This window comes from Parvularcula bermudensis HTCC2503 (assembly GCF_000152825.2).
GTDB classification, from domain to species: Bacteria; Pseudomonadota; Alphaproteobacteria; order Caulobacterales; family Parvularculaceae; genus Parvularcula; species Parvularcula bermudensis.
The window spans coordinates 1619202-1641718 of sequence record NC_014414.1; the positions used below are offsets into that span (position 1 = coordinate 1619202).

A 22517-nucleotide genomic window follows, 5' to 3' on the forward strand; every position below is an offset into this window, starting at 1 on the left:
CCAATTCTCGCCGCATTTGGCGGAAGGCCGTGCTGCATTGCAACGGAAGCGGACGGCTCAGCCGTAGACGATCCGTTCCTTAAGGCCGAGACCTTGGGGATTGCCGAAACGCACCGTGCCGTTCTCTCTTATCAAATCGAAACGCGCGGTACGGAACGCCTGATAGTTGGGGGAGAGGATCGTCGACACCGCCATATAATCGATATGCCCGCGGTCAGGGGTCAGGTGCAGGCGAAGATAGCCGTGGTGCAAGGGGTCATGATACCGGATATCCCGGTTTTCGCGACGCATGAGGAGTGAATAGTCAAAGGCTTTGTCGCCGAGACGGGCCATAAAGCCGGGGGAGGTCACACCGCTGGTCCCCAGCTCAACCCCCATAGCCTCCCCCGTATCCGTCAGGAGGTCATTGCCCCAAAATTCGTGGGTGTCCCCGGTCAGGACGATGAGGTCCCGGGCGCCGGCGGCCTGCGCCATACGGTAGAAGCGCTCCCGCGCGGCCGGATACCCGTCCCACGCATCGAGATTGAAGGGGAGACCGAATTTCGTGAACTCAACGAAGGTCCGAACCTGGTCCCATTCTTTTTCGAACTCAACGATCTGCTCCTCGCTCACCCGGTCGGCAACATTGGGGGCGATCAGGCGAGCCATAATAATTTGATTGGCCACCAGGCGCCATGTCGTGCCCTTGGCGACGGATTGACGGAAATGCCGCTCCAGAAAGGCGGTCTGGGCCGCCCCCAATAACTCCCTTGAGGGGGCGCCGACGATCTCTCTGCGGAACCGCTCGATCGCGTCATCATCCGTCAGGGTCGGGACGATGTCGCGATATTCAAGTTGCTCCGACCGCGCCATCAAACGGGTCTCGATCGCGGCGAGGGACAATAGTCCGCCCCACTCATATTCGCGAAACAAGGCTTCGCGGGGCTTGCCCGGTTCGGGGTCTCTCACGGGCATCCATTCGTAATAGGCGCGAAGCGCGGCGCGCCGACGGTCATCCCACGATCCCTCTGTCTCAGGTTGGTGGTTCTGGGCGCCGTGTTCCCACGAATTATTCGCGGTTTCGTGATCGTCCCAGATACAAATCAGCGGATGGCGCGCCAGCATGGCGCGGGAGGAGGGGTCGGCCTTATACTGCGCATGCCGTGCACGGTAATCCGAGAGAGAGACAATCTCGCGCGGTGGGACGTGCTCGCGCCCCAGGCTGCGTCCCGTCTCTCCGCCATAGCCATCGGGGCCATATTCATAAATATAGTCGCCAAGATGAATGACCGCGTCGACCTGATCGTCCCGCGCGATATGGTCGTACGCGTTGAAATAGCCGAAGGGATAATTCGAGCAGGAGGCGATCGCAAAGGTCGCGGCGTCTGTGCGGTCGGGCAGGGTTCGTGTGCGACCGATGGGCGACACCTCATCCCCCACCGTAAAGCGATAATAATAAACCCGACCTGGGGCGAGACCGGTTGGCACGATCTTCACCGTGTGATCGCGTCCCCGATCCGTTTCGGCGGTGTGGGTTTGGAGGAGGGGCGCAAAGGCCGGGGTCTCGGCGATCTCGACCTTGACCGCGAGGCGGTCGGACGGTGTCGTGACGCGGGTCCACAGCACGATCGAGTCCGGCTCAGGGTCCCCAGAAGCCACCCCATGGAGGAACGCGCCGCGCGCCGGCGTCGTTGCGGCGGAGAGAAGGGGCGAATCGGGGGCGGAGGTACAGGCGGCGAGGGGGGCGGCCAATCCACTGAACAGGGCGGTCCGGCGGGAAATCGGCATCTCATTCTCCTCAGCACATTATCTCGGACTATGGCGCTCTTTTGTGTCGAATTGGCGACACTGGGCAGGGGCTGAGATGTTATCAGAGCCGGGAGCGGCTGCGCGGTCGCCGCGCCTGACGAAAGAGCGGCGCTAAAGGTTTTTGCAGACGGGGCTTTACACAGGGGTTGCACATCCCTATTTGCCCGATCCGCGCCGCGACCCTTCAAGCCCGGATGGGCCCCCTCAGGGGGACGGCAGCTTTTGTTGAATGGCGGTCAGGGCGGACATTCCCGCAGTAGCCACTGTCCAAAAGGAGGCCCCATGAGGTGGACCAATTTTATAGTGCCGAACACGTAGTGGCGGTCGGCTCGCCCGCCGACCCCATTCTTTGCCACCGCCCCCATGCGGCCCAGCGGGCTGCGCGGTGGTTTGCCGCGCAATTTCGCGGAACGGTGTTTTACGCCGTCAAAGCCAACCCTGACCCAATTGTCCTTGAGGCTCTTGCCAGTGGCGGCGTCGATCGCTTCGACGTGGCCAGTCTTGCGGAGATCCGGGCTGTCAGGCGCCAGTTCCCGTCCTCGACCCTAGCTTTCATGAACCCCGTGAAGGCACCCGAGGCGATCGCCGAGGCCTATTTCCGCCACGGTGTGCGAATCTTTGCCCTCGACCGGCAGGAGGAGCTCGACAAGATCGTCACGGCCACGAAAGGCGCGGGGGATCTGACCCTGATCGTCCGGATTGGCGTCGATAATTCCACCGCGGATCTCAAGCTTGGGATGAAATTCGGGGCGCGAGGACCGGCGGTGGCCGACCTCATTCGCACGACCCGCTGGCATGCCGAAAAACTGGGGGTCAGCTTCCATATCGGCAGTCAAAATCGGGCCCCTGAGGCTTTCGTCCAGGCGATGACGAGCGTTGCCGGCCAGGTTCAAGCCGCCGGTGTGCTGCTCGATATCCTGGATGTCGGCGGCGGCTTTCCCGCGGCCTATCCCGGTCGGGACCACGCGGCGCTGTCGGACTATATCGAGGCGATCCATCGTGCCTTTGATCGGTTCCCGGCCTTTGGTCGAACAGCCCTTTGGGCGGAGCCTGGGCGCGCTTTGGTCGCTGAGGCGGCGAGCCTGATCGTCCGTGTCGAGGGACGTCGGGACTTCGATCTCTACATCAATGATGGGATCTACGGCGCGCTCTACGATGCAGGTCACCTCAATTGGCGTTTCCCGTGCCGGGCGGTGGGTCATCCCGCCGATGCGATGACCGCGCCGTTTCGCTTTTACGGCCCAACGTGCGACGATGCCGACTATATGGAGGGGCCGTTTTTCCTCCCCGCCGGGATGGCGCAGGGCGATACGATCGAGATCGGTCAATTGGGCGCCTACGGACGAACAATGACCAGTGGCTTTAACGGCTATGGGTCGTACAAAGATGTTATTTGCACAGACGACCCCTTTGGGTCCCTTTACGAAGCCGCCGACCTTCGGGCCCTTGCGGAGACAAAAAAATGAGCCAATTTCTTAAACTCGTTCCCCCCGCTCCCGCCCCTGAAGAGGGGCCGCTGGATCATTTCGTTGAGGACGGCGAACGCATTTATGCCGGTCGCCACCTCACCATCGACCTCTATGGGGCGTCGGATTTGACCGACCAGTCGCGGATGGAACAGGCGTTCCGCGATTGCGTGACGGCGTGCGGGGCGACATTGTTGCATCTCCACGTGCATACCTTTTTGCCCTCAGGTGGATTGTCCGGGGTCGCCGTATTGGCGGAGAGCCATATTTCGGTGCATACATGGCCCGAAGCCGCCTATGCGGCGTTCGACGTGTTTATGTGCGGCGATGCCGAGCCTGAACGGGCGGTGGACATTCTGGCCCAGGCGTTTTCCGCAACGGCGGTCGAGGTGGGCACCCATTATCGCGGCGCCGATATTAAGCAGCATTTGCCGAAATGAGCGGCCGCTTCATCATCGACGTCGACGGGCAGCGCTGGTTCAAGGAAGAGGTGACGCCCGAAATCGGCCATGCCTTGCGGATCGATCGTACCCTGTATGAGGGGGAGATCGACCACCAGCACCTGATTGTCTTCGAAAATCAGCGCTTCGGGCGGCTCTTTGCCCTCGAAGGCTTTGTCCAAATCTCCACGGCGGATGAATTTATCTACCATGAGATGTTGGTGCATGTGCCGTTCTTCGCCCATGGACGGGCAAAGCGGGTGCTGATCATCGGCGGCGGTGACGGCGGTGCCATTCGTGAGGTGCTCCGCCACCGGACCGTCGAGCAAGTGACCCTTGTCGAGATTGAGAAGGCCGTTGTCGATTTTTCGAAAGAGTGGTTTCCGAGTCTGTCGGCGGGCGCCTTTGACGACCCGCGCCTGGACCTGCGCATTGCGGATGGCGCCGCCTTCGTCAAAGAGGATCAAGAGCCTTACGACGTTATTTTGGTCGACTCCACCGATCCGGTGGGCCCAGGCAAAGTGCTGTTTACCGAGGAATTTTACCGCGACTGCTATGCGCGGCTCGGCGATGAGGGGATTATGGTGACCCAGTGCGGTCTCCCCTTCCTCCAGGCGCCGGAACTTAAGACCGCGTACGAGAACCAGTCTGCGAGTTTTGCCGCGCCCCGGTTCTATACGATTGCCGTGCCCGCCTATTCAGGGGGGCTGATGGCTCTTGGCTTTGCCCGGAAGGGGGGAGAAGATCCGTCTCCCGCCGACCTCGCCGCGCGAATTGAAAAGGCCGATCTCGGCACCTTCAAGGTCTATAGCGCGAAAACCCATCAGGGGGCGTTTATGGGGCCGGCCTATATCGACACGATCCTGAAGACCGGACAGTTTGGCTGATCGGGGCTGTGAGACCGGGGTCGATCGGGCGATGATCACTGAGACGGGCCGTCTGTGAGTGGTCAGGCCTTCCGGTCCCATTGCTCGACCGTGGCGTCGAAATCATTGTGAGAGCCCTTCTCAATCCGGCGAAGGATCGTCCGTGTCCACCCTGTCTCGTCGGGCAGGGTAAAGAGCGTATCTCCCTCGGGCGTGCCGTGAACGCGGGTTACATAGAGGCGATCGGCCCGTGCCATCGCGGCAGTATAGAGTTGGGCGCCGCCAATCACACAGATCTCGTCGGCGCCGCTCCCGGCCGCGGCGGTCAGGGCCTCGTCGAGCTCAGCGAACACCTCGCTCCCCTCGGGCGCGTTATCAAGCTGGCGGCTGACGACGATATTCCGGCGCTGGGGCAGGGGATCGCCGAGACTTTCCCAGGTCGTCCGGCCCATGACGATTGGCTTGCCGGTCGTGACGGATTTGAACCATTTGAGGTCGTCACGCATCCGCCAGGGAAGGGTGCCGTCCTTCCCGATAACGCCATTGTCGGCGACCGCCACAACAAGGCTGATCCGCGGGCTCATACGGCGACCGGGGCCTTGATCGCCGGGTGAGGATCGTAGCCCTCGACCGTGATATGCTCATAGCGGAAATCGAAAATATCGCTCACCTCGGGGGCCAGCCGAAGCTGCGGCAGGTCACGGGGTTGGCGCGCCAATTGCTGCTTCGCTTGGTCGACATGATTTGTGTAAAGATGAACGTCGCCGAAGCTATGAACGAAATCACCCACGCCAAGGCCAGTCGATTGCGCCAGCATATGGGTCAGTAAGGCATAGGAGGCGATATTGAAGGGGACGCCGAGGAAAATATCCGCCGACCGCTGATAAAGCTGGCAGGAAAGCTTGCCGTCGGCGACGTAGAATTGGAACAGACAATGGCAGGGGGCCAGTGCCATCTGATCGAGCTGACCGGGGTTCCACGCCGACACCACCAACCGGCGAGAGGTGGGATTATGGCGAATTTCGTTCTGCACCCAGGCAATCTGGTCGATGGTTTTGCCGCCGGGGCCCGGCCAGGACCGCCATTGTGCGCCGTAGACCGGCCCAAGATTGCCGTTCTCATCGGCCCATTCATCCCAGATCCTGACCCCGTGCTCCTTCAAATACCCGATATTGGTATCGCCCGAGAGGAACCATAAAAGCTCGTGCACCACGGATTTCATGTGCACTTTTTTCGTGGTCACGAGGGGAAAGCCGTCGGACAACTCAAAGCGCATCTGATGGCCGAAGACCGAATAGGTGCCGGTTCCGGTCCGATCATCGCGCAACACGCCATTGTCCAGGAGATGCGACAGTAAAGAGAGATAGGCTTGCATGCCGCCAAAGTGCGGCAGCCGCCGCCGATTCGAAAGGCCCCTTTTATCCAAGGTGGGCGTCAGGCCGCCCCTTTTCCCACGTCACTTGGCGGCAGCGTTAGGCCGGATCGGTCTCCGGGATCAGGCGGTCCACCTTTTTCGAGGGGCCGCGGTAGTTCTTGACCCCCACGGACAGAGCATAGCAGGCGAGGGCGACGGTCAGGGGGATTTGCACCGGCTCGCCGTCCCGCTCGCCCTTCTCATAATATTGGATCATGCGCCTTTTGAGGCCGAGGGCCTCGGCTGCGTCCTTTTGAGAGAAGTTGAGTGCTTTCCGCCATTTTCGGAAATCACCCGGCTCCATTTGCTTCACGGCATCCTCCCGCCAACCATGACATATTTACACGCAGAATATGGCAATGGCGTTACAGACAGGCCAGGCGGTCTTTGGAGCTGCAGGGACTTCAAATCTTTACCCACAGCCCCTATGTTACCTGTGATGCTTCGGTATCTATAGCGATAAATGGCGTTCAGAATAAGCGGCCCGGACCCGGGGGCGGTACCCGGCGGCTCCACCACATGACTTCTCTCCCTCGGGGGGGGGGAGCCCTGCGGCGGGGCCGAAATAGGATCGACGGACGTGTAAAGGTTCGGCTTTCGCTCGGATGGCCTCCGTTATTGGGCCATGATGAATAGTTGCCAATGACAACTCTTCGGAAGGTTTCGCTCTCGCTGCGTAACGCGGTGCAAGCAAACCACTATTAAAGCCCTAGGCCCTTTCCCGGTCTAGGCGGGGTCCCGGGGAACCTGGCAACAGAATCCCCGACTTTTCCTGCCCTCGATGAAATCGATCAACCGCGAGATCTATCGACCTCACCAAAGCGAATGCTGTTGTTCAGCTCAGTCTTCGTTCGTCGCAGTCCGTCGCGCGAACTGGTGCCGGTCTCGCTTGAAACAGCGCTAATCGCTCGCCGGATCGTTAGGGGCGAGCTTGGGGGGATCTTGAAGGCTCGCCAGAAAGGCGATGAGGGCGTCCCGGTCGGCGGGGTCCGCCATCCCGCGATAGGCCATGCGGGTGCCCGGCACGACCTCATGGGGATTTTCGAGATACCGGTCCAACGTGTCCTCGGTCCAGATCAGGCCCGACCGTTCGAGAGCGCGAGAATAGGCGAATGTGTCCCGCTGGGCGGCGGGGGCGCCGACAACGCCCCAAAGATTGGGGCCCACGCCGTGGCGTCCCCCCTTTTGATAATTATGGCACACCCCGCATTCGCGGAAGAGGGTCAGCCCCTTCTGCGCAAGGGGGCTTAGGCTCTCAAGATCGGGTCCGGCGGGGGCGTCAGCGCCCGAGGGCTGACCGCAGGCGCAGAGACTAAGGGCGAGAAACAGGGGGAGGAATGATCGTCGCATGCGCCCCCATTGCCGGAAAAGCACTTGACCGAAAAGCGGGATTACGGCCCAGTCCCCTGTAGCCATCGCCGAGGGAGGCCGAACTGGGCGTCGATTTACAGGCTGTCATCAGGGCGATCCCCGATTTTCCCAAGCCAGGCATTGTCTTCCGTGACGTCACGACGCTGATGGCGGATGGTCCGGCCTTCGCTGAGTCGGTGGCGCGCCTGGCGTCCCCTGTGCGGGCAGGCGGCTACACCGCCATTGCAGGGATCGAGGCGCGAGGATTGGTGTTCGGGGCTGCGGTGGCGGCCGCGACGGGGCTGGGCTTCGTCCCGATCCGAAAGCCTGGGAAGCTTCCCGCGACGGTCTTACGTGAATCCTATGAGCTCGAATATGGCCGTGACGCCCTCGAAATTCACCACGATGCCATTGCCGCCGAGGCCAAGGTGTTTTTGATCGATGACCTTTTGGCGACGGGCGGTACACTGCTGGCAGCCGCGACCTTGATTGAACGCCTCGGCGGGACGGTCGGCGGCGCCGGTGTGGTTGTCGATTTGCCCGATCTTGGCGGCAGTCGCCGACTGGCCGAGCGGGGAATCCCGCTTCACACCCTTGTCTGTTTCGAAGGAGAGTAGCGCATGCTGAAATGGCTTTCTCAAAAACTCAGCGTCGATGCCGCCCTGCCGCTGTCCGCGGCGAGTTGCGTCGAAGTTCAAGCCGCGACATTGCTCGTCGAGGCGGCCCGACGCGATGGCGCCTATTCCGAGGTTGACCGGGAGACGGTGACCGCGTCCTTGATGAAACTCTTTTATCTCTCCCGTATTGAGGCCGATGCCCTGCGCCGCGAAGCCGAGCGCCGCCGCACGCTTGATTGGCAGGACGCTTTTGCCGCCGATCTGACGGTCCTCGACAGTGACCGGCGGGAACGGCTTGTCCGTCTCTTATGGGAAATTGTCGACGTCCAGGGATTGGGCTGTGCCGCCGGCGAAGATCTCGTGTTTTCCGTCGGGGATCGACTGACCCTGACACCGGAGCGCATTTCCGCCTTGCGGGCCGTGGCGGGCACGGCGGGGCGCGCCTGAATGTCTGCGCAAAAAAAGACCAAACGTCAGACAGCTGCTTCAATCACTGCGCGCAAGGGGGGAGAGCCGATCGTCGGCTTGACCGCCTATGATGCGCCGACCGCGGCGCTGCTCGACCCCCATTGCGATCTCATCCTGGTGGGCGACAGCGTCGGCATGGTGGTCCATGGCCTGCCCTCGACGGTGGGGGTGACCATGGAGATGATGATCCTCCACGGCCAGGCGGTGATGCGGGGGGCGGCGCAGTCATTGGTCGTTGTCGACATGCCCTTTGGCAGTTACGAATCCGATCCCCGCCAAGCCTTCGCCAATGCCAGCCGCCTGTTGATCGAAACGGGGGCGGGGGCGGTGAAGATCGAAGCCGGCACCTATACGGCGGAAATCATCAGCTTCCTGACCGAACGGGGGATCCCTGTCATGGGGCATGTGGGGCTGCGCCCCCAATCCTCGAACGTCACAGGCGGGTTCAAGGCCGTTGGTCGGTCGGATGAAGAATGGCGCCAGGTTTTGGCCGAGGCGGAGGCCGCCGATCGTGCCGGCGCGTTTGCCCTGGTGGTCGAGGGGGTGGACGAACTCCTTGCCCGGAACATCACCGAGAGTGTCGAGGCCCCGACGATCGGCATAGGTGCGTCATCGGCCTGCGATGGTCAGATCCTCGTCACCCCCGACATGCTGGGCCTGTTTGACTGGACGCCGAAATTCGTTCGTAAATTCGGCAATTTGCGAAGCGACATCACGAGCGCGGTCGAGGCCTATGCCGAGGCTGTGCGCGACAGACGCTTTCCGGGGGATGAAGAAGTCTATCGCCTGCGTCGTAATTAGACGGCTTCGCCAATAGCCCTCATTCGGCGGCTTCGGCGATGGCCATCCCGGCCAGGAATTTCTCCGCTTCGAGCGCGGCCATGCAGCCCATGCCGGCCGCCGTCACCGCCTGACGATAGGTCTCGTCGGTGACATCGCCGGCCGCATAGACCCCAGGCACCGAGGTGGCCGTGGAATCGGGGGCCGTCACGATGTACCCGTTCGGTTTCATCTCAAGATGCCCCTCGAAAATCTGCGTGGCAGGGGCGTGGCCAATCGCGATGAAGAGGCCATGGATCGCAAGCTCCATGCTGTCTTCTCCCACGGTGGAGGCAAGCCGAACCCCTTCGACCCCCAAGGGATTATCCGAGCCGAGAACTTCGTCGACCTGGCGGTTCCACAAGAGCTCGATCTTGGGGTGGTCGAGGGCGCGCTGACGCAGAATGGCCTCGCAGCGCAAGCTGTCCCGGCGATGGATCAGATAGACCTTGTCGGCGAAATTGGTGAGGAACAGGGCCTCCTCGACGGCGGTGTTGCCCCCACCGACGACCCCCACGGTCCGGCCCCGATAGAAAAAGCCGTCACAGGTGGCGCATGCCGACACCCCAAAGCCTTGAAATTTTTTCTCGGAGGGCAAGCCCAGCCATTTCGCCTGGGCGCCGGTGGCCACGATCACCGCATCGGCGGTGTAAATGGTGCCACTATCGCCTTTGAAGCTGAAGGGGCGAGACGCCGTATCAACCTCGGTGATGATATCGGAGACCATTTTGGTGCCGACATTTTCAGCCTGCTTCTGCATTTGCTCCATCAGCCATGGCCCCTGGATGGGATCGGCGAAGCCTGGATAGTTTTCCACATCCGTCGTGATCGTCAGCTGTCCCCCCGGTTGAAGCCCGTGCACGATCACCGGTTCCAGCATCGCCCGCGCGGCATAGATCGCGGCTGTGTAGCCGGCGGGGCCGGATCCGATAATCAGCAGTTTGGTATGCAGGCGGTCAGCCATGGTGCGATCCCTCGGCGCAAAACGAAAGCTCAGCTTATGTACGGGGCAGGGGGGACCATTCAAGGCCGGGGTGATGCCGGCCTTGGGGCCGACCGGCGCAGATCGCTCTTCGCTCTTGGTGTCCGCCAGTTGCGCCCGCCATTTGCGTCTGGCGCGACCCAGCTTATTTTCTCCTTATTGGTAGGAAGCTGGAGGCCCTATGGCGCGCCCCGTCACCGTCACTATTAGCCACGACCTCGGTAAGGATCAGGCGCGAACGCGGGTCGATGAACGATTTGACGCGCTGGAGACGTCCATTGCCGGGAATGTCGGCCTCAATTTCGAAAAGCACTGGGAGGGCGACACCCTCAAGCTGAAGGCCAAGGGTCTTGGCCAAAAGATCACCGGCGATGTCGATGTCTTTCCCCAACATGTGCGGATCACGGTGATGCTGCCTGGCCTATTGGCCGGCATGGCCGAGGCCTTGACCGGGCGGCTCGAGAAGCAAGGCCGCATCATGCTGGAAGACAAATCGGGAAACGCCTAAGGCCCGCGTCCGTTATGGCAGGTGAAGGGCGGCGGTCTGGTCGCCCCGCCGCTGAGTAAGGAGAGCGTCGATGGGACATCATCAGGAACGAACCTTTGTTCCCTTTACCCCGACCCAAATGTTCGATCTCGTCGCGGCGGTCGAAGACTATCCGCGGTTCATTCCTTGGATCGAGGCCTTGCGGGTCAAGGAGCGTAAGGCGGAGCATCTGGTGGCGGATATGATCGTCAAATACACGATCTTTCGGGAGAGCTTTCGGTCACGGGTGGCCCTTGATCGTCCGAACATGGCCATCGATGTCGACTATATTCGCGGTCCCCTCAAATCGCTCAGCAATCATTGGCGGTTCGAGAAGGAACCGAATGGCTGCACCATCGATTTTTGCATCGATTTCGAGTTCAAGAACCCGCTTCTGCAAACCGTCGCCAATCAGCTGATCGACAAGGCGTTCCGGCGATTGTCCTCAGCCTTCACCGATGAGGCCCATCGCCGATATCAGCCCATCGCCGCAACAGCGTCCAAAACGGCCTGACCGCGCCCAGCTCTCCTGCGCCCACCTTTCCCGCGAAAGGCGGCGTTGCCCTGGTGGGCGGCCCGTCCTTACTGGCCGTCCGGGTCGATGGCCGCGGCCCCCTGACCGACACCGCCGATCAATTGCTCGAAGAAGCTCAATTCCTTCCCGCGGGTGCGGGTGACCCGGTTCACGAGGTTGATGTCCTGCCCGTCCTCAAGGTCGAAGGTCATCACATCGGCGACCGTGTCATCCTCGTTGAAAGCGAACAGCACGATATTGCGGGAGGTCGTCTCGGTCTCGTAGAAGGCGCGGGAACTGCTCGACGAGGTGACATAATACCAGACATCGTCGGAGAGGGGGGGCCTGATCGAGGGTTCGCCATAGCGGGCGAGGACGGAATCCTTGGTATCGACACCGACGGTGGCGCTGAGTTCGGTTTCCCCACGCTCCATCACATAGCCGTGGCGATCCTCGACGGCGACACATGCACTCAGAGCGCTCACGATAAGCCCGAAGACGACAATTCGCATTTGTCCGATCCTTTTCCTCCGACTGGGCCGCTACTCTCGGCCAAGGGCGCTTGTCCCTCGTCAATCGATCGCCATATCTGCCAGATGAATTTGCAGAGGTCTTTGCCGCTGGCAAGCGACGGCGCTATCCCAACCCGATGATGGAAAAGATTTTAGGCCCCGTTCGCCGGATGATGGGCATTCCGCCTTCCCCAATGCGGGCCGCGGCCGAACGGGCGGTGGAACAGATTGTCGCGGCGGCGCGGGAGCCTTTATTCTACACCGACTGCCAGGTCCCCGATACGCCGGAGGGCCGTTTCGATCTGGTGACCCTGCATAGCTTCGCTCTCTTGCACCGGGCCCGACCGATCACCCCCCATGGCGAGGCGTATTGCCAGGCGATCTTTGATGCGCTGTTCAGTAATATCGATGCCAATCTTCGCGAGATGGGGGTTGGGGATACGCGGGTCGGCAAAGAGGTCCGGCACTATGCCGAGAAATTTTATGGCCGGGTCGGGGCCTATCGGGAAGCGTTGAGCGCGCCGTCGCCCCTCCCGATCCTGGCTGAGGCGATGGGGCGCAATGTGCTGGGGCGGGAAGAGCCGGCCCCGACCTTTGCGCGCTATCTCCAGTCGCTGCTCTCGGCGCTGGACGCCCGGCCCGATGATGAAATCTTGCATGGGCGCAGCCTTTTCCCCGACACGGCGCGCCGCCTGAAGGAGAGCGCGGTATGATCGAGCATCCCGACTTGCCAAGCCTGACCCATCCGATCGATATCGACCAACTCCCCGACACCGGTCATTCCTGCCTGATGGTGCTGGCCGATGAGGATCGCGCCGCGCTGGCCGCCTTTTTGGCTATCCCCGGGGTCGATCATCTCCGCGGGGCGGTGACGGCCAAGGGGGATCGCTCACTCCTGACCGTTGAGGGACGCATCGAGGGCACAATGATTCGTCAATGTGTGGCGAGCCTTGAGGAGATGGAGGAAGAGATCGCAGAGGATTTCCTCGTGACCTTCTCCGACAGGCCTGCGCCGTCGGATTTGCCCGAAGAAGCCGAAGCCGACCTCGACGGGCCCGAGGCCCTGGAGGGGCCGTCCCTCGACCTTGGGGCCGTTCTTCTCGAACAACTTGTGCTTTCGCTATCTCCGCATCCTCGAAAGGACGATGCGGAGCTGCCCCGCGATCCAGGCGGCGACGAGAAGATCACCCCCTTCGCCGTCCTCGAGCAGCTCAGGGGCTCTTCCTGAGACCGGCATGTCATGCCTACTATCCACGGTGGTTGAAGAGGAAGAATTCCTATGGCTTTTCGTTATCGCCGACATCGCTTGAAATTGGGCGTCAGCGCCTGTGCCCTTGCTTTTGGGGCGGTCGCCTGTGGGGACCAAGGCACCTCATCCACTGAACCATCAGCACCCGCAGCTTCTGAGGAAACAACGGCGATGACCGAAACTGTCGATTACAGCGTCCTGACGAGCCCTTATAAGGGACCCTATGGGGGCGTCCCAGCTTTCGACAACGTCACGGTGGAGATGTTCGAGCCCGCGATTGAAGCGGCGATGCAGGAGGGACGGACCGAGATCAACGCGATCGCGACCAACGACGCCGCTCCAACCTTCGAGAATACGATCGTGGCCCTCGAAAAGCAGGGCGCCGCGCTCGATCGCGCCGCCACCTATTATTTCCTGTGGAGCAGCAATCTCTCATCGTCCGACTTCCAAGAAATCGAGCAGCGGATCGATCCGCTTTTTGCCGGATATCGGAATGATATTATTCAGAACGAAGCTTTGTTCAAACGGATCGAGGCCGTCTGGCAAGATAAGGAGGCGCTCAATGCCCTCACGCCGGCGGAGCAACGATTGGTCTGGGATCATTATACTGATTTTGTCCGGTCGGGCGCGGCCCTCGACGAAGAAACCAAGAAAGCGATCGGCGAGATCGATGAGCGGTTGGCCACGCTATACACGAAATTCAGTCAGAACCTTCTCCACGACGAAGAATCCTACACGCTGTTTCTGACCGAGGATCAATTGGCCGGTCTTCCCGAAAATGTCGTTGAGGCGGCGGCGTCGGCAGCGGAGGCGGAAGGCCGTCCGGGCGAATATGCGATCGTCAACACGCGATCGTCGATGGAGCCCTTTCTGACCTATTCGGATGATCGCGCCCTGCGCGAAAAGGTCTGGCGGACCTATTATGATCGCGGCGACAATGGCGATGAGTACGACAATAATGCGGTGATCGCCGAAATCATGAAACTAAGGGCCGAACGGACCAAGCTCCAGGGCTATGACACCTTCGCGGCAAGGGCGCTTGAGAAGAACGTCGCCAAGACCCCGGAGCGGGCCATGGATCTGATGATGCGGGTCTGGCCGGCGGCAAAGGCCCGCGTGGCCGAAGAAGTGGCGGATATGCAGGCGGTGGCCGATGCGGAGGGCGCAGACATTACCATCGCCCCGTGGGATTACCGCTATTACGCCGAAAAGGTCCGTGCCGAGAAATACGATCTCGATTTTGACGAAGTGACGCCCTATATGCAACTCGAAAATCTCCGTGAGGGGATGTTCTGGATGGCAAATACTCTTTATGGGCTTGATTTTACACCGGCGACGGATGTGCCCGTCTTCCACCCCGATGTGCGGGTATGGGAAGTGAGCCGCGATGGGAAATTCCAAGGCTTATGGTACTTCGACCCCTATGCTCGCCCCGGCAAGCGGTCGGGCGCGTGGATGACCTCTTACCGGACCCAGGAAAAGCTGGACGGGGAAGAAACCACGGTCCTGGTGTCGAACAATTCGAACTTTTCTAAAGGCAAGCCAGGGGAGCCGGTCCTGATTTCGTGGGACGATGCGACGACCCTGTTCCACGAATTCGGCCATGCGCTTCACGGATTGTTGTCCGACGTCACCTATCCGTCGCAATCGGGCACGGCCGTGCCGCGTGACTATGTCGAGTTTCCAAGCCAAGTGCATGAAAACTGGCTTGCCACGGACGAAATCCTCAGTCGCTTCGCCCTGCACGAAGAGACCGGTGAGCCGATGCCGAAAGACCTTCTGGAAAAGATCAAACGGGCCGAGACGTTTAACCAGGGCTTTGCGACGACGGAATATCTGGCCAGCGCTCTGGTCGATATGAAGCTCCACACCATGGAAGATCCGTCCGACATCGACCCGGACGCCTTTGAACGGGCGACCCTTGAGGAACTGGGGATGCCGGCGCAATTGCCGATGCGGCACCGGCTGCCCCAATTTGCCCATGTCTTCTCAGGGGAGGGCTATGCCGCAAACTATTATTCCTATTTGTGGGCGGATACTTTCGGCGCGGATGCGTGGGAAGCGTTCGAAGAAGCGGGGAGCCCCTTCGATGCGGCCGTGGCGGAGAAGTTTGTCGACCATGTATTATCCGTGGGCGACACGGTCGACCCTGTCGAAGGCTATCGCGCCTTTCGCGGCAAGGATGTCGAGGTGGGGGCCCTTATGCGTCAGCGAGGCTTCCCGGACGGCGAGGTCACGGCGGTCGATGCCCCCGCCGAGGCGCCAAGTCGCGCTGTATCCGGCCAATAGGCATTTTCGGCCGGAGGAATGCGGGCCGGGGAATGGGGGCCGGATTATCCTGCCTCCGCGCCCTATCGTAACGATAAAGGCCGCCCCGGGGGCGGCCTTTTCTTTAAGGGAAACTCTCGGAGCGCCCCGGGGCGACATCGCCTTATTTATATTCGACTTTTTCGATCTCATAGATGTGGCTGCCGCCGGGGGCCGCCACCTCGACCTGATCGCCCTCTTCCTTGCCGATCAATGCCCGCGCGATGGGCGAGGAAATCGAGATTTTGCCGGCTTTGATGTCGGCCTCAAGATCACCCACGATCTGATAGACCTTCTCCTCCTCGGTCTCCTCATCGACAAGGGTGACGCTGGCACCGAACTTCACGTCCGGACCTGAGAGGCTGGCCACGTCGATGACCTGAGCACGGGAATGCTTGTCCTCAAGGTCGAGAACCTGGCCCTCGATCCAGCTCTGACGCTCCTTAGCCGCATGATATTCCGCATTCTCCGACAGGTCGCCATGTTCGCGCGCTTCGGAAATCGCTTGGATCACCGCCGGTCGTTCGACGGTTTTCAGGTGTTTAATGTCGGCTTCGAGCTTTGCGAAACCCGCTTTGGTCATCGGGAACTTTTCCATCGGAAATGTCTCGTCTGTCTGATTAAAGCCTTCGGCGTGGCCGCCGGACTGGCGCCACGCCGCAGGGTGTCCCGTTCATTCGGAAGATCAAAGACTATAGGCCTGAAGAGGCCGCGCTTCAAGGTCTCCTTCGCGAACCGCCGCAATCGCCCGAACAGCAGCCTTCGCGCCGGCCAGGGTTGTGATGCAGGGGATGCGCCGCTGGAGCGCCGTGAGTCGGATCGAGCGGGAATCTTCGATCGATTGCAAGGTCTCGGTGGTATTGAAGATCAGTTGCACATCGCCATTGATCAGCGCATCGACGATATGGGGCTGCCCTTCGAGCACTTTGTTGATTGGCTTCACCGGAATGCCCTGCTGAGACAGAAAAGCCGCCGTACCGCCGGTGGCCATCAAATCGAAGCCCATGGCGCAGAGGTCCCGGGCCGCATTGCCGATGCCCTCCTTGTCGCGATCTTTGACCGAAATGAACACGGTCCCCTCCAGGGGAAGTTTGGTTCCCGCCGCGATCAGGCTTTTGGCGCGGGCGCGGTCGAAATCCACGTCGAGTCCCATGACCTCCCCCGTCGAGCGCATTTCCGGTCCCAACACCGTGTCGACGCCGGGAAAGCGAGAGAAGGGGAAGACGACTTCCTTGACCGCCACATGCCGCGGGGGCGCGGTGGGGAGGTCGAACATATCGAGGCTTGCCCCGGCCATGATCCGCGCTGCGATCTTCGCCACCGGGATGCCGATGGTTTTTGCGACAAAGGGGACGGTGCGCGAAGCACGGGGATTGACCTCGATCACATAGATCTCATCATCCTTGATCGCATACTGAACATTCATCAGGCCGCGAACGCCAAGGGCCTTGCCCATCGCGATGGTCTGGCGCTTCAACTCCTCGATAATGTCGTCACTTAACGTGTAGGGCGGCAGGGAACAGGCGCTGTCCCCCGAATGCACCCCCGCCTCCTCGACATGCTGCATCACCCCAGCGACGAAAACATCGGTGCCGTCGCAAATCGCGTCGACATCGCATTCCACCGCATTCTGAAGATAATGATCGAGCAGGAGGGGAAGGCGATCGGTGATCTCGATCTTGGCCGTTTGCAGATAGCGCTTCAGCCCTGTCTCATCGTGGACGATCTCCATGGCGCGCCCCCCGAGAACGAATGAGGGTCGGGTAACAAGGGGATAGCCCACCTGGCCAGCAATCTCGACCACCTTATCCCGGTGTCCGGCGGTGGCGTTTAGCGGCTGTTTGAGGCCAAGCTCCCGCACCAGCCGCTGGAATTTTTCGCGATCTTCGGCCAGGGCGATGGCCTCGACCGGTGTCCCGAGGATCGGCACGCCCTCCGCCGCCAACGTATCGGCGAGGTTGAGGGGGGTTTGCCCGCCGAATTGAACGATGACACCGATCAGATTCCCATTCTGCCGCTCACGATTGATCAGCTCAAGGACATCTTCAGCGGTCAGAGGCTCAAAATAGAGGCGGTCGGAGGTATCGTAATCGGTCGATACGGTCTCGGGGTTACAATTGACCATGATGCTCTCAATGGCCGCATCTTCGAGCGCAAAGGCGGCATGGCAACAGCAATAGTCGAACTCGATCCCCTGACCGATCCGATTGGGACCGCCGCCCAAAATGACGACTTTGCCCCGGTCGGAGGGAGCGGACTCATCCTCCCCCTGCCATTCATATGTCGAATACATATAGGGGGTGACGGCACGAAATTCGGCAGCGCACGTATCGATCCGCTTGAATACGGGATGAACCCCCAATTCTCGCCGATAGGCTCTGACCTCTTCTTCGGTGGCCTCGGCGAGGGCGGCGAGGCGTTTGTCCGAAAAGCCCATGCCTTTGAGGGCGTGAAGCCCCTTGGCCGTCGCCGGCAGGCCAAATTGCGCCACCTCTTTCTCGGCATCGACGATGCCTCTGATCTGTTCAAGGAACCAAGGATCGTAGGAGGTGACCGAGCGCACTTGCTCTACCGGGACACCGGCCCGCATCGCCTCGGCCGTGACCCGGAGACGTTCAGGGGTCGGGGCGGCGAGGGCACGGCGAAAGGCATCGATGTCGTTCCCCTCGCCCAGCCCGTCGATCTCGATGGGATCAAGGCCGCTGAGCCCGGTTTCGAGGGAGCGCAGCGCCTTTTGCAGACTTTCCTGGAAGGTACGGCCCACCGCCATCGCTTCGCCCACGGATTTCATGGCTGTCGTCAGAAGCGGCTTGGTGCCGGGAAATTTCTCGAACGCAAAACGCGGGATCTTGGTGACGACATAGTCGATCGTCGGTTCGAAACTCGCGGGCATGGCGCCCCCGGTGATCTCATTGTCGAGTTCGTCCAAGGTGTATCCCACGGCCAGTTTCGCGGCGACCTTTGCGATGGGGAAGCCGGTGGCCTTGGAGGCCAATGCGGAGGACCGGGATACCCGCGGGTTCATCTCGATAACGACAAGCCGCCCATCCTCTGGATTGACCGCAAACTGAACATTCGAACCGCCGGTTTCAACGCCGATTTCTCGCAGCACTGCCAGACTGGCATTCCGCATACGCTGATATTCACGATCGGTGAGGGTAAGGGCCGGGGCGACGGTGATCGAATCCCCAGTATGCACGCCCATGGGGTCGATATTCTCGATTGAGCAGATGATGATGCAATTGTCCGCGCGATCGCGCACCACCTCCATCTCATATTCTTTCCAGCCAAGGAGGCTCTCGTCGATGAGCACCTGTCCCACGGGGGAGGCGTCGAGGCCGGCCTTGACGATCCGCTCGAACTCTTCGCGATTGTAAGCGACGCCGCCGCCGGTTCCCCCAAGGGTGAAGGCGGGACGGACAATGGCGGGCAAGCCAATGGTATCGAGATCCGCCATGGCATTGGCAAAGCCCTGGGCCCGATTATAGCCGACGAGCTTTCCGGTCGCGTCCCTAATTTCTGGGCTCTTGGCAATGGTTGCGCGGGGGTTTTCGAGCCCAATCCGGTCCATCGCCTCACGGAATAATTCCCGATCTTCGGCCATGCGGATCGCATCTCCCCGCGCGCCGATCATCTCGACCCCATAGGTATCGAGCGTCCCGTCATCGAGCAGGGCGAGGGCACAATTGAGCGCGGTCTGGCCCCCCATGGTGGGCAGCAAGGCATCGGGGCGCTCCGCCGCGATGATCTTGGTGACAAATTCGGGCGTGATCGGCTCGATATAGGTGGCATCCGCCAATTCAGGATCGGTCATGATCGTGGCGGGGTTCGAATTGACGAGGATCACCCGATAGCCCTCGTCTTTGAGGGCCTTTACGGCCTGCACCCCGGAATAGTCGAATTCGCATGCCTGCCCGATAATGATCGGTCCGGCTCCGATGATGAGGATACTCTCAATGTCGGTGCGTTTGGGCATCGCGCTCTATACTCCTCGGAAGCGGACAAATTGCCGGGGCGATACAGAGTTGAACGCTCGCGGGCAAGGCTAATTGCAAGCAAGTGACGGCAAAAGCGAAAGGGCTTGAGATGACGACAGGCGAGATCGAACGTGAGGAAAGCGCATCGAAGGGGCGGTACTGGATCGCGTTTGAAGGCGAGACCGCGGAAATGACCTACTCCCGTTTAGGGGAGAAACAACTCATCATCGACCATACCGGCGTGCCCGATGCCTTGCGGGGAAAGGGCTTTGGTGAGCGATTAGTGGAACGCGCGGTCCACGATGCGCGGGCGGAGGGTCGCAAAATCGTGCCTCTCTGTCCCTTTGCCAAGGCCCAAATCCACCGTCACCCAGAATGGCAGGATGTTCTTGCCTGAGGGCCGAAAAGACCCACGGCTCGAAAGTCGGGGGGGAAGAGTAGGAGGGGGACCTTGAAGGCAAGAGCGAGACGCGTCACGCGCGCTCATCCTTCGGGGAGCCCATCACCACATAAGAGGTAATGGTGGACAAGTGCGGTAAGGCCCCCAGAACATCGGTGTGAAAGACCTTGTAGGCGGGGAGGTCGGCGACCTCAACGCGGAGGAGATATTCGAACGCCCCGGTGACATTGTGGCATTCAACGACCTCGGGGGCCTTGGCGATGGCGGTCTCAAACTGCGTCTGCGCCGCTTTGGTATGGATGGAGAGGCCCACCGACATATAGGCCACGAAATGCACCCCGCGGGCGATGGGGTCGATGATCGCCCGATAGCCCTGGATCACTCCAGCTCGCTCAAGCGCTTGAACCCGCCTGAGGCAGGCCGACGGCGAAAGGCCAACGCGCTCGGCGAGGTCGAGATTGGTGATGCGGCCATCCTGGGTCAGCTCACGCAATATTTTTTTGTCTATGTGGTCTATCTCGGTCATAGATTGCAAATAATTGGCGTACGAGGCGATCTTTGCAATCTCTTTCGCGGAAGCGAGTGCTAGGAATGGGCCATGGTGAGCAGTTCCTTCTTAGCCCTGATAGCGTTTTGCTTCGTTGCGTCGATTACGCCGGGGCCGAATAATATGATGTTGATGGCCTCGGGCGCGAATTTCGGCGTTCGCCGGACCCTGCCGCATATGGCTGGGGTCGGGGTGGGCTTTTTGGTGATGGTGCTCCTGGTTGGCACCGGCATTATGGCCCTTTTTGACCTGATCCCCGCCGCCTATACGATCCTCAAGATCGTCAGTGTCGGGTACTTGCTCTACTTGGCGACGAAGATCGCGCGGGCGGGGGCCCCCGAAGGCCAGGAGGGTCAAGGTGGCAAGCCGCTCACCTTTCTCCAGGCGGCGGCCTTTCAATGGGTCAATCCCAAGGCCTGGGCGATGGCCCTTAGTGCCGTGGCGATCTATGCGCCGAGCCGGGAGATCGTCGCGGTGATCCCCATCGCCATGGTCTTCGGTTTCGTCTCCCTGGTGTCGATTTCATTCTGGGTGGCGGTGGGCCAGCAACTCAAGCGGTTATTGACGAACCCGTGGCGGCTTCGCCTCTTTAACGGCGTGATGGCGCTTTTGCTCGTCGCCTCGGTGCTGCCGATGATCGGGGCGAAGACGATTTAGCCCGGCCCTTGCCGATTTTCTCCGGCGCTGCCCACGACCTTGTCGGCGACGAAGGGATTAGAGCGTCGCTCCTCGCCGAAGGTCGACATCGGCCCATGGCCGGGAACGAAGCGGACATCCGGGCCAAGGGGCCATAGTTTCTCGGTGATGGAGGCGATTAGGGTGGCGTGGTCGCCCCGCGGAAAATCGGTACGCCCGATCGATCCGTGGAACAGCACATCGCCGACAAAGGCCAGTTTCGCCCCAGAATGGTAAAAGACGACATGACCTGGGGTGTGGCCTGGGGTGAAGAGGACGTCGAAGGCGAGATTGGACAGCGTGACCTGGTCGCCGTCATCGAGCCATCGATCGGGGACGACGCGGTCGGTGCCGAACCCACCGCCGCCGCCCAGCATCTGAGCCTGGGCCGCCATCTGATCGAGCCAAAAGGCTTCTTCGGGATGGGCGCCTTCGATGGGGGCGCCGGTCTTGGTCTTCATTTCCATGGCGCCGGCGGCGTGGTCGAGGTGACCATGGGTCAGCCAGATTTTTTCGACCCGACCGCCCCACGCCTCAACCTCTTGCAACAGGCGGTCGATCTCTCCCCCCGGATCGATCACGGCACAGGCGCCGTCCTTGGCCTTCACGAGGGAGCAATTCTGCTGAAACGGTGTGACGGGGACGATCTTGACGTCAAAGGGCGCGGAGTCGGTCATGGAGACGCCTATATCAGCTCTTCGCCCCGGCTTCACCCATCCCCCTTTGCGCCCGCGCAGACCCGCGACACGTCGGACTTGATGAAGCGGGCGGGAGGCGACAGGGAGAGCGACGACACTGGAGGAGCGTCCTATGACTTTGATACTGCACCACCTTGAAACCTCGCGATCGATGCGGATTTTGTGGCTGCTGGAGGAGCTGGGGCTCGATTACGAGCTCAAGACCTCACAGCGAGACCCTAAGACCATGTTCGGGCCGGCCGATCATCAAAAGCTCCATCCCCAGGGCTCCTGGCCGTTGATTCAGGATGGCGACCTGACGCTCCCGGAGAGTGGGGCGATCGTCGAATATGTGATCAACAAAGCCGGTGCCGAGAGCTGGCGGCGGACCCCCGACCAGGCCGATTGGCCCGACTATCTGCGCTGGATGCATTTCGCCGAGGCGACCCTACAGCCCTATCTTCTGATGCATCTTGTCTTCTCCAAGCTGCCCAAACAGGCCCCCGCCATGGCGCGGCCGATTGTTAGCAAGGTGAAAGAGGGGGTCGAGGGCTTTATCATCAATCCGAAGGTCGAGCTCTATATGAAGATGATCGAGGCGCATCTCACCGGAAAAGACAGCTTCCTCGAAGGCGGGCTGACCGGCGCGGATGTCATGATGATCTTCCCCTTGGAAAGCGTTTTTGCGCGCATCGACGATGCCGGGAAGAAATATCCGAACACGAAAAAATACGTCCAGGGCATCCATGGCCGACCGGCCTTCAAGGCGGCCCTTGAGAAAGGCGGTGAGTACAAGCTCGCGCCGCTCCAGGACTAACGCGTCACACTCTTGCCGCCGGGCATCGGTGCCTGGCGGCAAGTGCGGGGCGATGATGGCTGGAAGAAAACGGGGACGGCGCGCGCTCCCCGGCTCGTCCGGTCCC

At 60.9% G+C, this 22517-nt stretch carries 25 protein-coding genes and 1 other RNA gene; 15 read left to right on the plus strand and 11 right to left on the minus strand.

What is annotated here, in order from left to right; translation table 11 throughout:
* Nucleotides 1-57: 57 nt before the first annotated feature.
* Nucleotides 58-1767 (minus strand): alkaline phosphatase D family protein, encoded by a 1710-nt coding sequence (locus tag PB2503_RS07655; RefSeq protein ID WP_013300663.1) that lies wholly within the window; start codon nucleotides 1765-1767, stop codon nucleotides 58-60.
* Nucleotides 1768-2075: 308 nt separating this feature from the next.
* Here PB2503_RS07655 and PB2503_RS07660 point away from each other — a divergent pair, with 308 nt between their 5' ends.
* Genes PB2503_RS07660 through speE form a run of 3 tightly spaced genes read left to right on the plus strand, consistent with a single transcriptional unit; the run spans nucleotide 2076 to nucleotide 4581 of the window.
* A complete protein-coding gene (locus PB2503_RS07660; protein WP_013300664.1) occupies nucleotides 2076-3254 on the plus strand; it encodes a type III PLP-dependent enzyme in 1179 nt (392 codons plus the stop codon).
* Nucleotides 3251-3694: an adenosylmethionine decarboxylase gene (gene speD, locus PB2503_RS07665; protein WP_013300665.1), complete on the plus strand. Its 444-nt coding sequence runs from the start codon at nucleotides 3251-3253 to the stop codon at nucleotides 3692-3694. Before PB2503_RS07660 ends, speD begins: the two co-directional genes overlap by 4 nt.
* A complete protein-coding gene (gene speE, locus PB2503_RS07670; protein WP_013300666.1) occupies nucleotides 3691-4581 on the plus strand; it encodes a polyamine aminopropyltransferase in 891 nt (296 codons plus the stop codon). The genes speD and speE overlap by 4 nt, the downstream gene beginning before the upstream one ends.
* Nucleotides 4582-4643: 62 nt before the next feature.
* On the opposite strand, the gene PB2503_RS07675 is transcribed toward speE, so the two are convergent.
* The 3 genes from PB2503_RS07675 to PB2503_RS07685 form a co-directional block, all read right to left on the minus strand.
* Nucleotides 4644-5144 carry a dihydrofolate reductase gene (locus PB2503_RS07675; RefSeq protein ID WP_013300667.1) on the minus strand — a complete coding sequence of 167 codons (501 nt, stop codon included), beginning with the start codon at nucleotides 5142-5144 and terminating at the stop codon, nucleotides 4644-4646.
* On the minus strand, nucleotides 5141-5935 hold the full coding sequence (locus PB2503_RS07680) for a thymidylate synthase (protein ID WP_013300668.1): 795 nt from the start codon (nucleotides 5933-5935) through the stop codon (nucleotides 5141-5143). Before PB2503_RS07680 ends, PB2503_RS07675 begins: the two co-directional genes overlap by 4 nt.
* A gap of 97 nt (nucleotides 5936-6032) precedes the next feature.
* Nucleotides 6033-6278: a helix-turn-helix domain-containing protein gene (locus PB2503_RS07685; RefSeq protein ID WP_013300669.1), complete on the minus strand. Its 246-nt coding sequence runs from the start codon at nucleotides 6276-6278 to the stop codon at nucleotides 6033-6035.
* A gap of 95 nt (nucleotides 6279-6373) precedes the next feature.
* Here PB2503_RS07685 and ssrA point away from each other — a divergent pair.
* Nucleotides 6374-6742, plus strand: a transfer-messenger RNA (tmRNA) gene (ssrA, locus tag PB2503_RS14340).
* Between the two features lie 132 nt (nucleotides 6743-6874).
* Here the strand turns inward: ssrA and PB2503_RS07690 are convergent.
* On the minus strand, nucleotides 6875-7324 hold the full coding sequence (locus tag PB2503_RS07690) for a c-type cytochrome (protein ID WP_013300670.1): 450 nt from the start codon (nucleotides 7322-7324) through the stop codon (nucleotides 6875-6877).
* Nucleotides 7325-7407: 83 nt separating this feature from the next.
* On the opposite strand from PB2503_RS07690, the gene PB2503_RS07695 reads away from it, so the two are divergent.
* From PB2503_RS07695 to panB, 3 genes are read left to right on the plus strand one after another with little or no spacing between them, the layout of a single operon-like run.
* Nucleotides 7408-7941: an adenine phosphoribosyltransferase gene (locus PB2503_RS07695; RefSeq protein WP_041534947.1), complete on the plus strand. Its 534-nt coding sequence runs from the start codon at nucleotides 7408-7410 to the stop codon at nucleotides 7939-7941.
* 3 nt (nucleotides 7942-7944) lie between these two features.
* A complete protein-coding gene (locus PB2503_RS07700) occupies nucleotides 7945-8388 on the plus strand; it encodes a TerB family tellurite resistance protein (protein ID WP_013300672.1) in 444 nt (147 codons plus the stop codon).
* The gene (gene panB / locus PB2503_RS07705; protein WP_013300673.1) at nucleotides 8389-9210 is read left to right on the plus strand and encodes a 3-methyl-2-oxobutanoate hydroxymethyltransferase; all 822 of its coding nucleotides are present in this window, start codon (nucleotides 8389-8391) and stop codon (nucleotides 9208-9210) included. It begins immediately after the preceding gene.
* A 19-nt stretch (nucleotides 9211-9229) separates the two neighbouring features.
* On the opposite strand, the gene trxB is transcribed toward panB, so the two are convergent.
* A complete protein-coding gene (gene trxB / locus PB2503_RS07710) occupies nucleotides 9230-10192 on the minus strand; it encodes a thioredoxin-disulfide reductase (protein WP_013300674.1) in 963 nt (320 codons plus the stop codon).
* Nucleotides 10193-10391: 199 nt separating this feature from the next.
* Between trxB and PB2503_RS07715 the strand changes: the two genes are divergently transcribed.
* Both PB2503_RS07715 and PB2503_RS07720 read left to right on the plus strand, forming a co-directional pair.
* Nucleotides 10392-10718: a polyhydroxyalkanoic acid system family protein gene (locus tag PB2503_RS07715; RefSeq protein ID WP_013300675.1), complete on the plus strand. Its 327-nt coding sequence runs from the start codon at nucleotides 10392-10394 to the stop codon at nucleotides 10716-10718.
* A gap of 70 nt (nucleotides 10719-10788) precedes the next feature.
* Nucleotides 10789-11250: a type II toxin-antitoxin system RatA family toxin gene (locus PB2503_RS07720; protein WP_013300676.1), complete on the plus strand. Its 462-nt coding sequence runs from the start codon at nucleotides 10789-10791 to the stop codon at nucleotides 11248-11250.
* A 68-nt stretch (nucleotides 11251-11318) separates the two neighbouring features.
* Here PB2503_RS07720 and bamE read toward each other — a convergent pair whose 3' ends face one another.
* Nucleotides 11319-11762, minus strand: coding sequence for an outer membrane protein assembly factor BamE domain-containing protein (gene bamE, locus PB2503_RS07725; RefSeq protein WP_013300677.1), 444 nt, complete (start codon nucleotides 11760-11762; stop codon nucleotides 11319-11321).
* Between the two features lie 50 nt (nucleotides 11763-11812).
* On the opposite strand from bamE, the gene PB2503_RS07730 reads away from it, so the two are divergent.
* Genes PB2503_RS07730 through PB2503_RS07740 form a run of 3 tightly spaced genes read left to right on the plus strand, consistent with a single transcriptional unit; the run spans nucleotide 11813 to nucleotide 15300 of the window.
* Complete coding sequence (locus PB2503_RS07730) at nucleotides 11813-12475, plus strand: ubiquinol-cytochrome C chaperone family protein (protein WP_013300678.1); 663 nt, start codon at nucleotides 11813-11815, stop codon at nucleotides 12473-12475.
* Nucleotides 12472-12990 (plus strand): YceD family protein, encoded by a 519-nt coding sequence (locus PB2503_RS07735; protein WP_013300679.1) that lies wholly within the window; start codon nucleotides 12472-12474, stop codon nucleotides 12988-12990. The genes PB2503_RS07730 and PB2503_RS07735 overlap by 4 nt, the downstream gene beginning before the upstream one ends.
* A 51-nt stretch (nucleotides 12991-13041) precedes the next feature.
* Nucleotides 13042-15300 carry a M3 family metallopeptidase gene (locus PB2503_RS07740; protein WP_013300680.1) on the plus strand — a complete coding sequence of 753 codons (2259 nt, stop codon included), beginning with the start codon at nucleotides 13042-13044 and terminating at the stop codon, nucleotides 15298-15300.
* A gap of 142 nt (nucleotides 15301-15442) precedes the next feature.
* Here the strand turns inward: PB2503_RS07740 and greA are convergent, their stop codons facing one another.
* Together greA and carB are read right to left on the minus strand one after the other, a co-directional pair.
* Nucleotides 15443-15916: a transcription elongation factor GreA gene (greA, locus tag PB2503_RS07745; protein WP_013300681.1), complete on the minus strand. Its 474-nt coding sequence runs from the start codon at nucleotides 15914-15916 to the stop codon at nucleotides 15443-15445.
* A gap of 87 nt (nucleotides 15917-16003) precedes the next feature.
* Nucleotides 16004-19294 carry a carbamoyl-phosphate synthase large subunit gene (gene carB / locus PB2503_RS07750; protein WP_013300682.1) on the minus strand — a complete coding sequence of 1097 codons (3291 nt, stop codon included), beginning with the start codon at nucleotides 19292-19294 and terminating at the stop codon, nucleotides 16004-16006.
* A gap of 110 nt (nucleotides 19295-19404) precedes the next feature.
* On the opposite strand from carB, the gene PB2503_RS07755 reads away from it, so the two are divergent.
* Complete coding sequence (locus tag PB2503_RS07755; RefSeq protein WP_013300683.1) at nucleotides 19405-19692, plus strand: GNAT family N-acetyltransferase; 288 nt, start codon at nucleotides 19405-19407, stop codon at nucleotides 19690-19692.
* Between the two features lie 76 nt (nucleotides 19693-19768).
* Here PB2503_RS07755 and PB2503_RS07760 read toward each other — a convergent pair whose 3' ends face one another.
* Nucleotides 19769-20221 carry an Lrp/AsnC family transcriptional regulator gene (locus PB2503_RS07760; protein WP_013300684.1) on the minus strand — a complete coding sequence of 151 codons (453 nt, stop codon included), beginning with the start codon at nucleotides 20219-20221 and terminating at the stop codon, nucleotides 19769-19771.
* A 72-nt stretch (nucleotides 20222-20293) separates the two neighbouring features.
* On the opposite strand from PB2503_RS07760, the gene PB2503_RS07765 reads away from it, so the two are divergent.
* Nucleotides 20294-20899, plus strand: coding sequence for a LysE family translocator (locus PB2503_RS07765; RefSeq protein WP_013300685.1), 606 nt, complete (start codon nucleotides 20294-20296; stop codon nucleotides 20897-20899).
* Here PB2503_RS07765 and PB2503_RS07770 read toward each other — a convergent pair.
* Nucleotides 20896-21594 (minus strand): MBL fold metallo-hydrolase, encoded by a 699-nt coding sequence (locus tag PB2503_RS07770; protein ID WP_013300686.1) that lies wholly within the window; start codon nucleotides 21592-21594, stop codon nucleotides 20896-20898. The genes PB2503_RS07765 and PB2503_RS07770 overlap by 4 nt on opposite strands.
* A 133-nt stretch (nucleotides 21595-21727) precedes the next feature.
* Here PB2503_RS07770 and PB2503_RS07775 point away from each other — a divergent pair, with 133 nt between their 5' ends.
* Nucleotides 21728-22411 (plus strand): glutathione S-transferase family protein, encoded by a 684-nt coding sequence (locus tag PB2503_RS07775; RefSeq protein ID WP_013300687.1) that lies wholly within the window; start codon nucleotides 21728-21730, stop codon nucleotides 22409-22411.
* Nucleotides 22412-22517 lie beyond the last annotated feature (106 nt).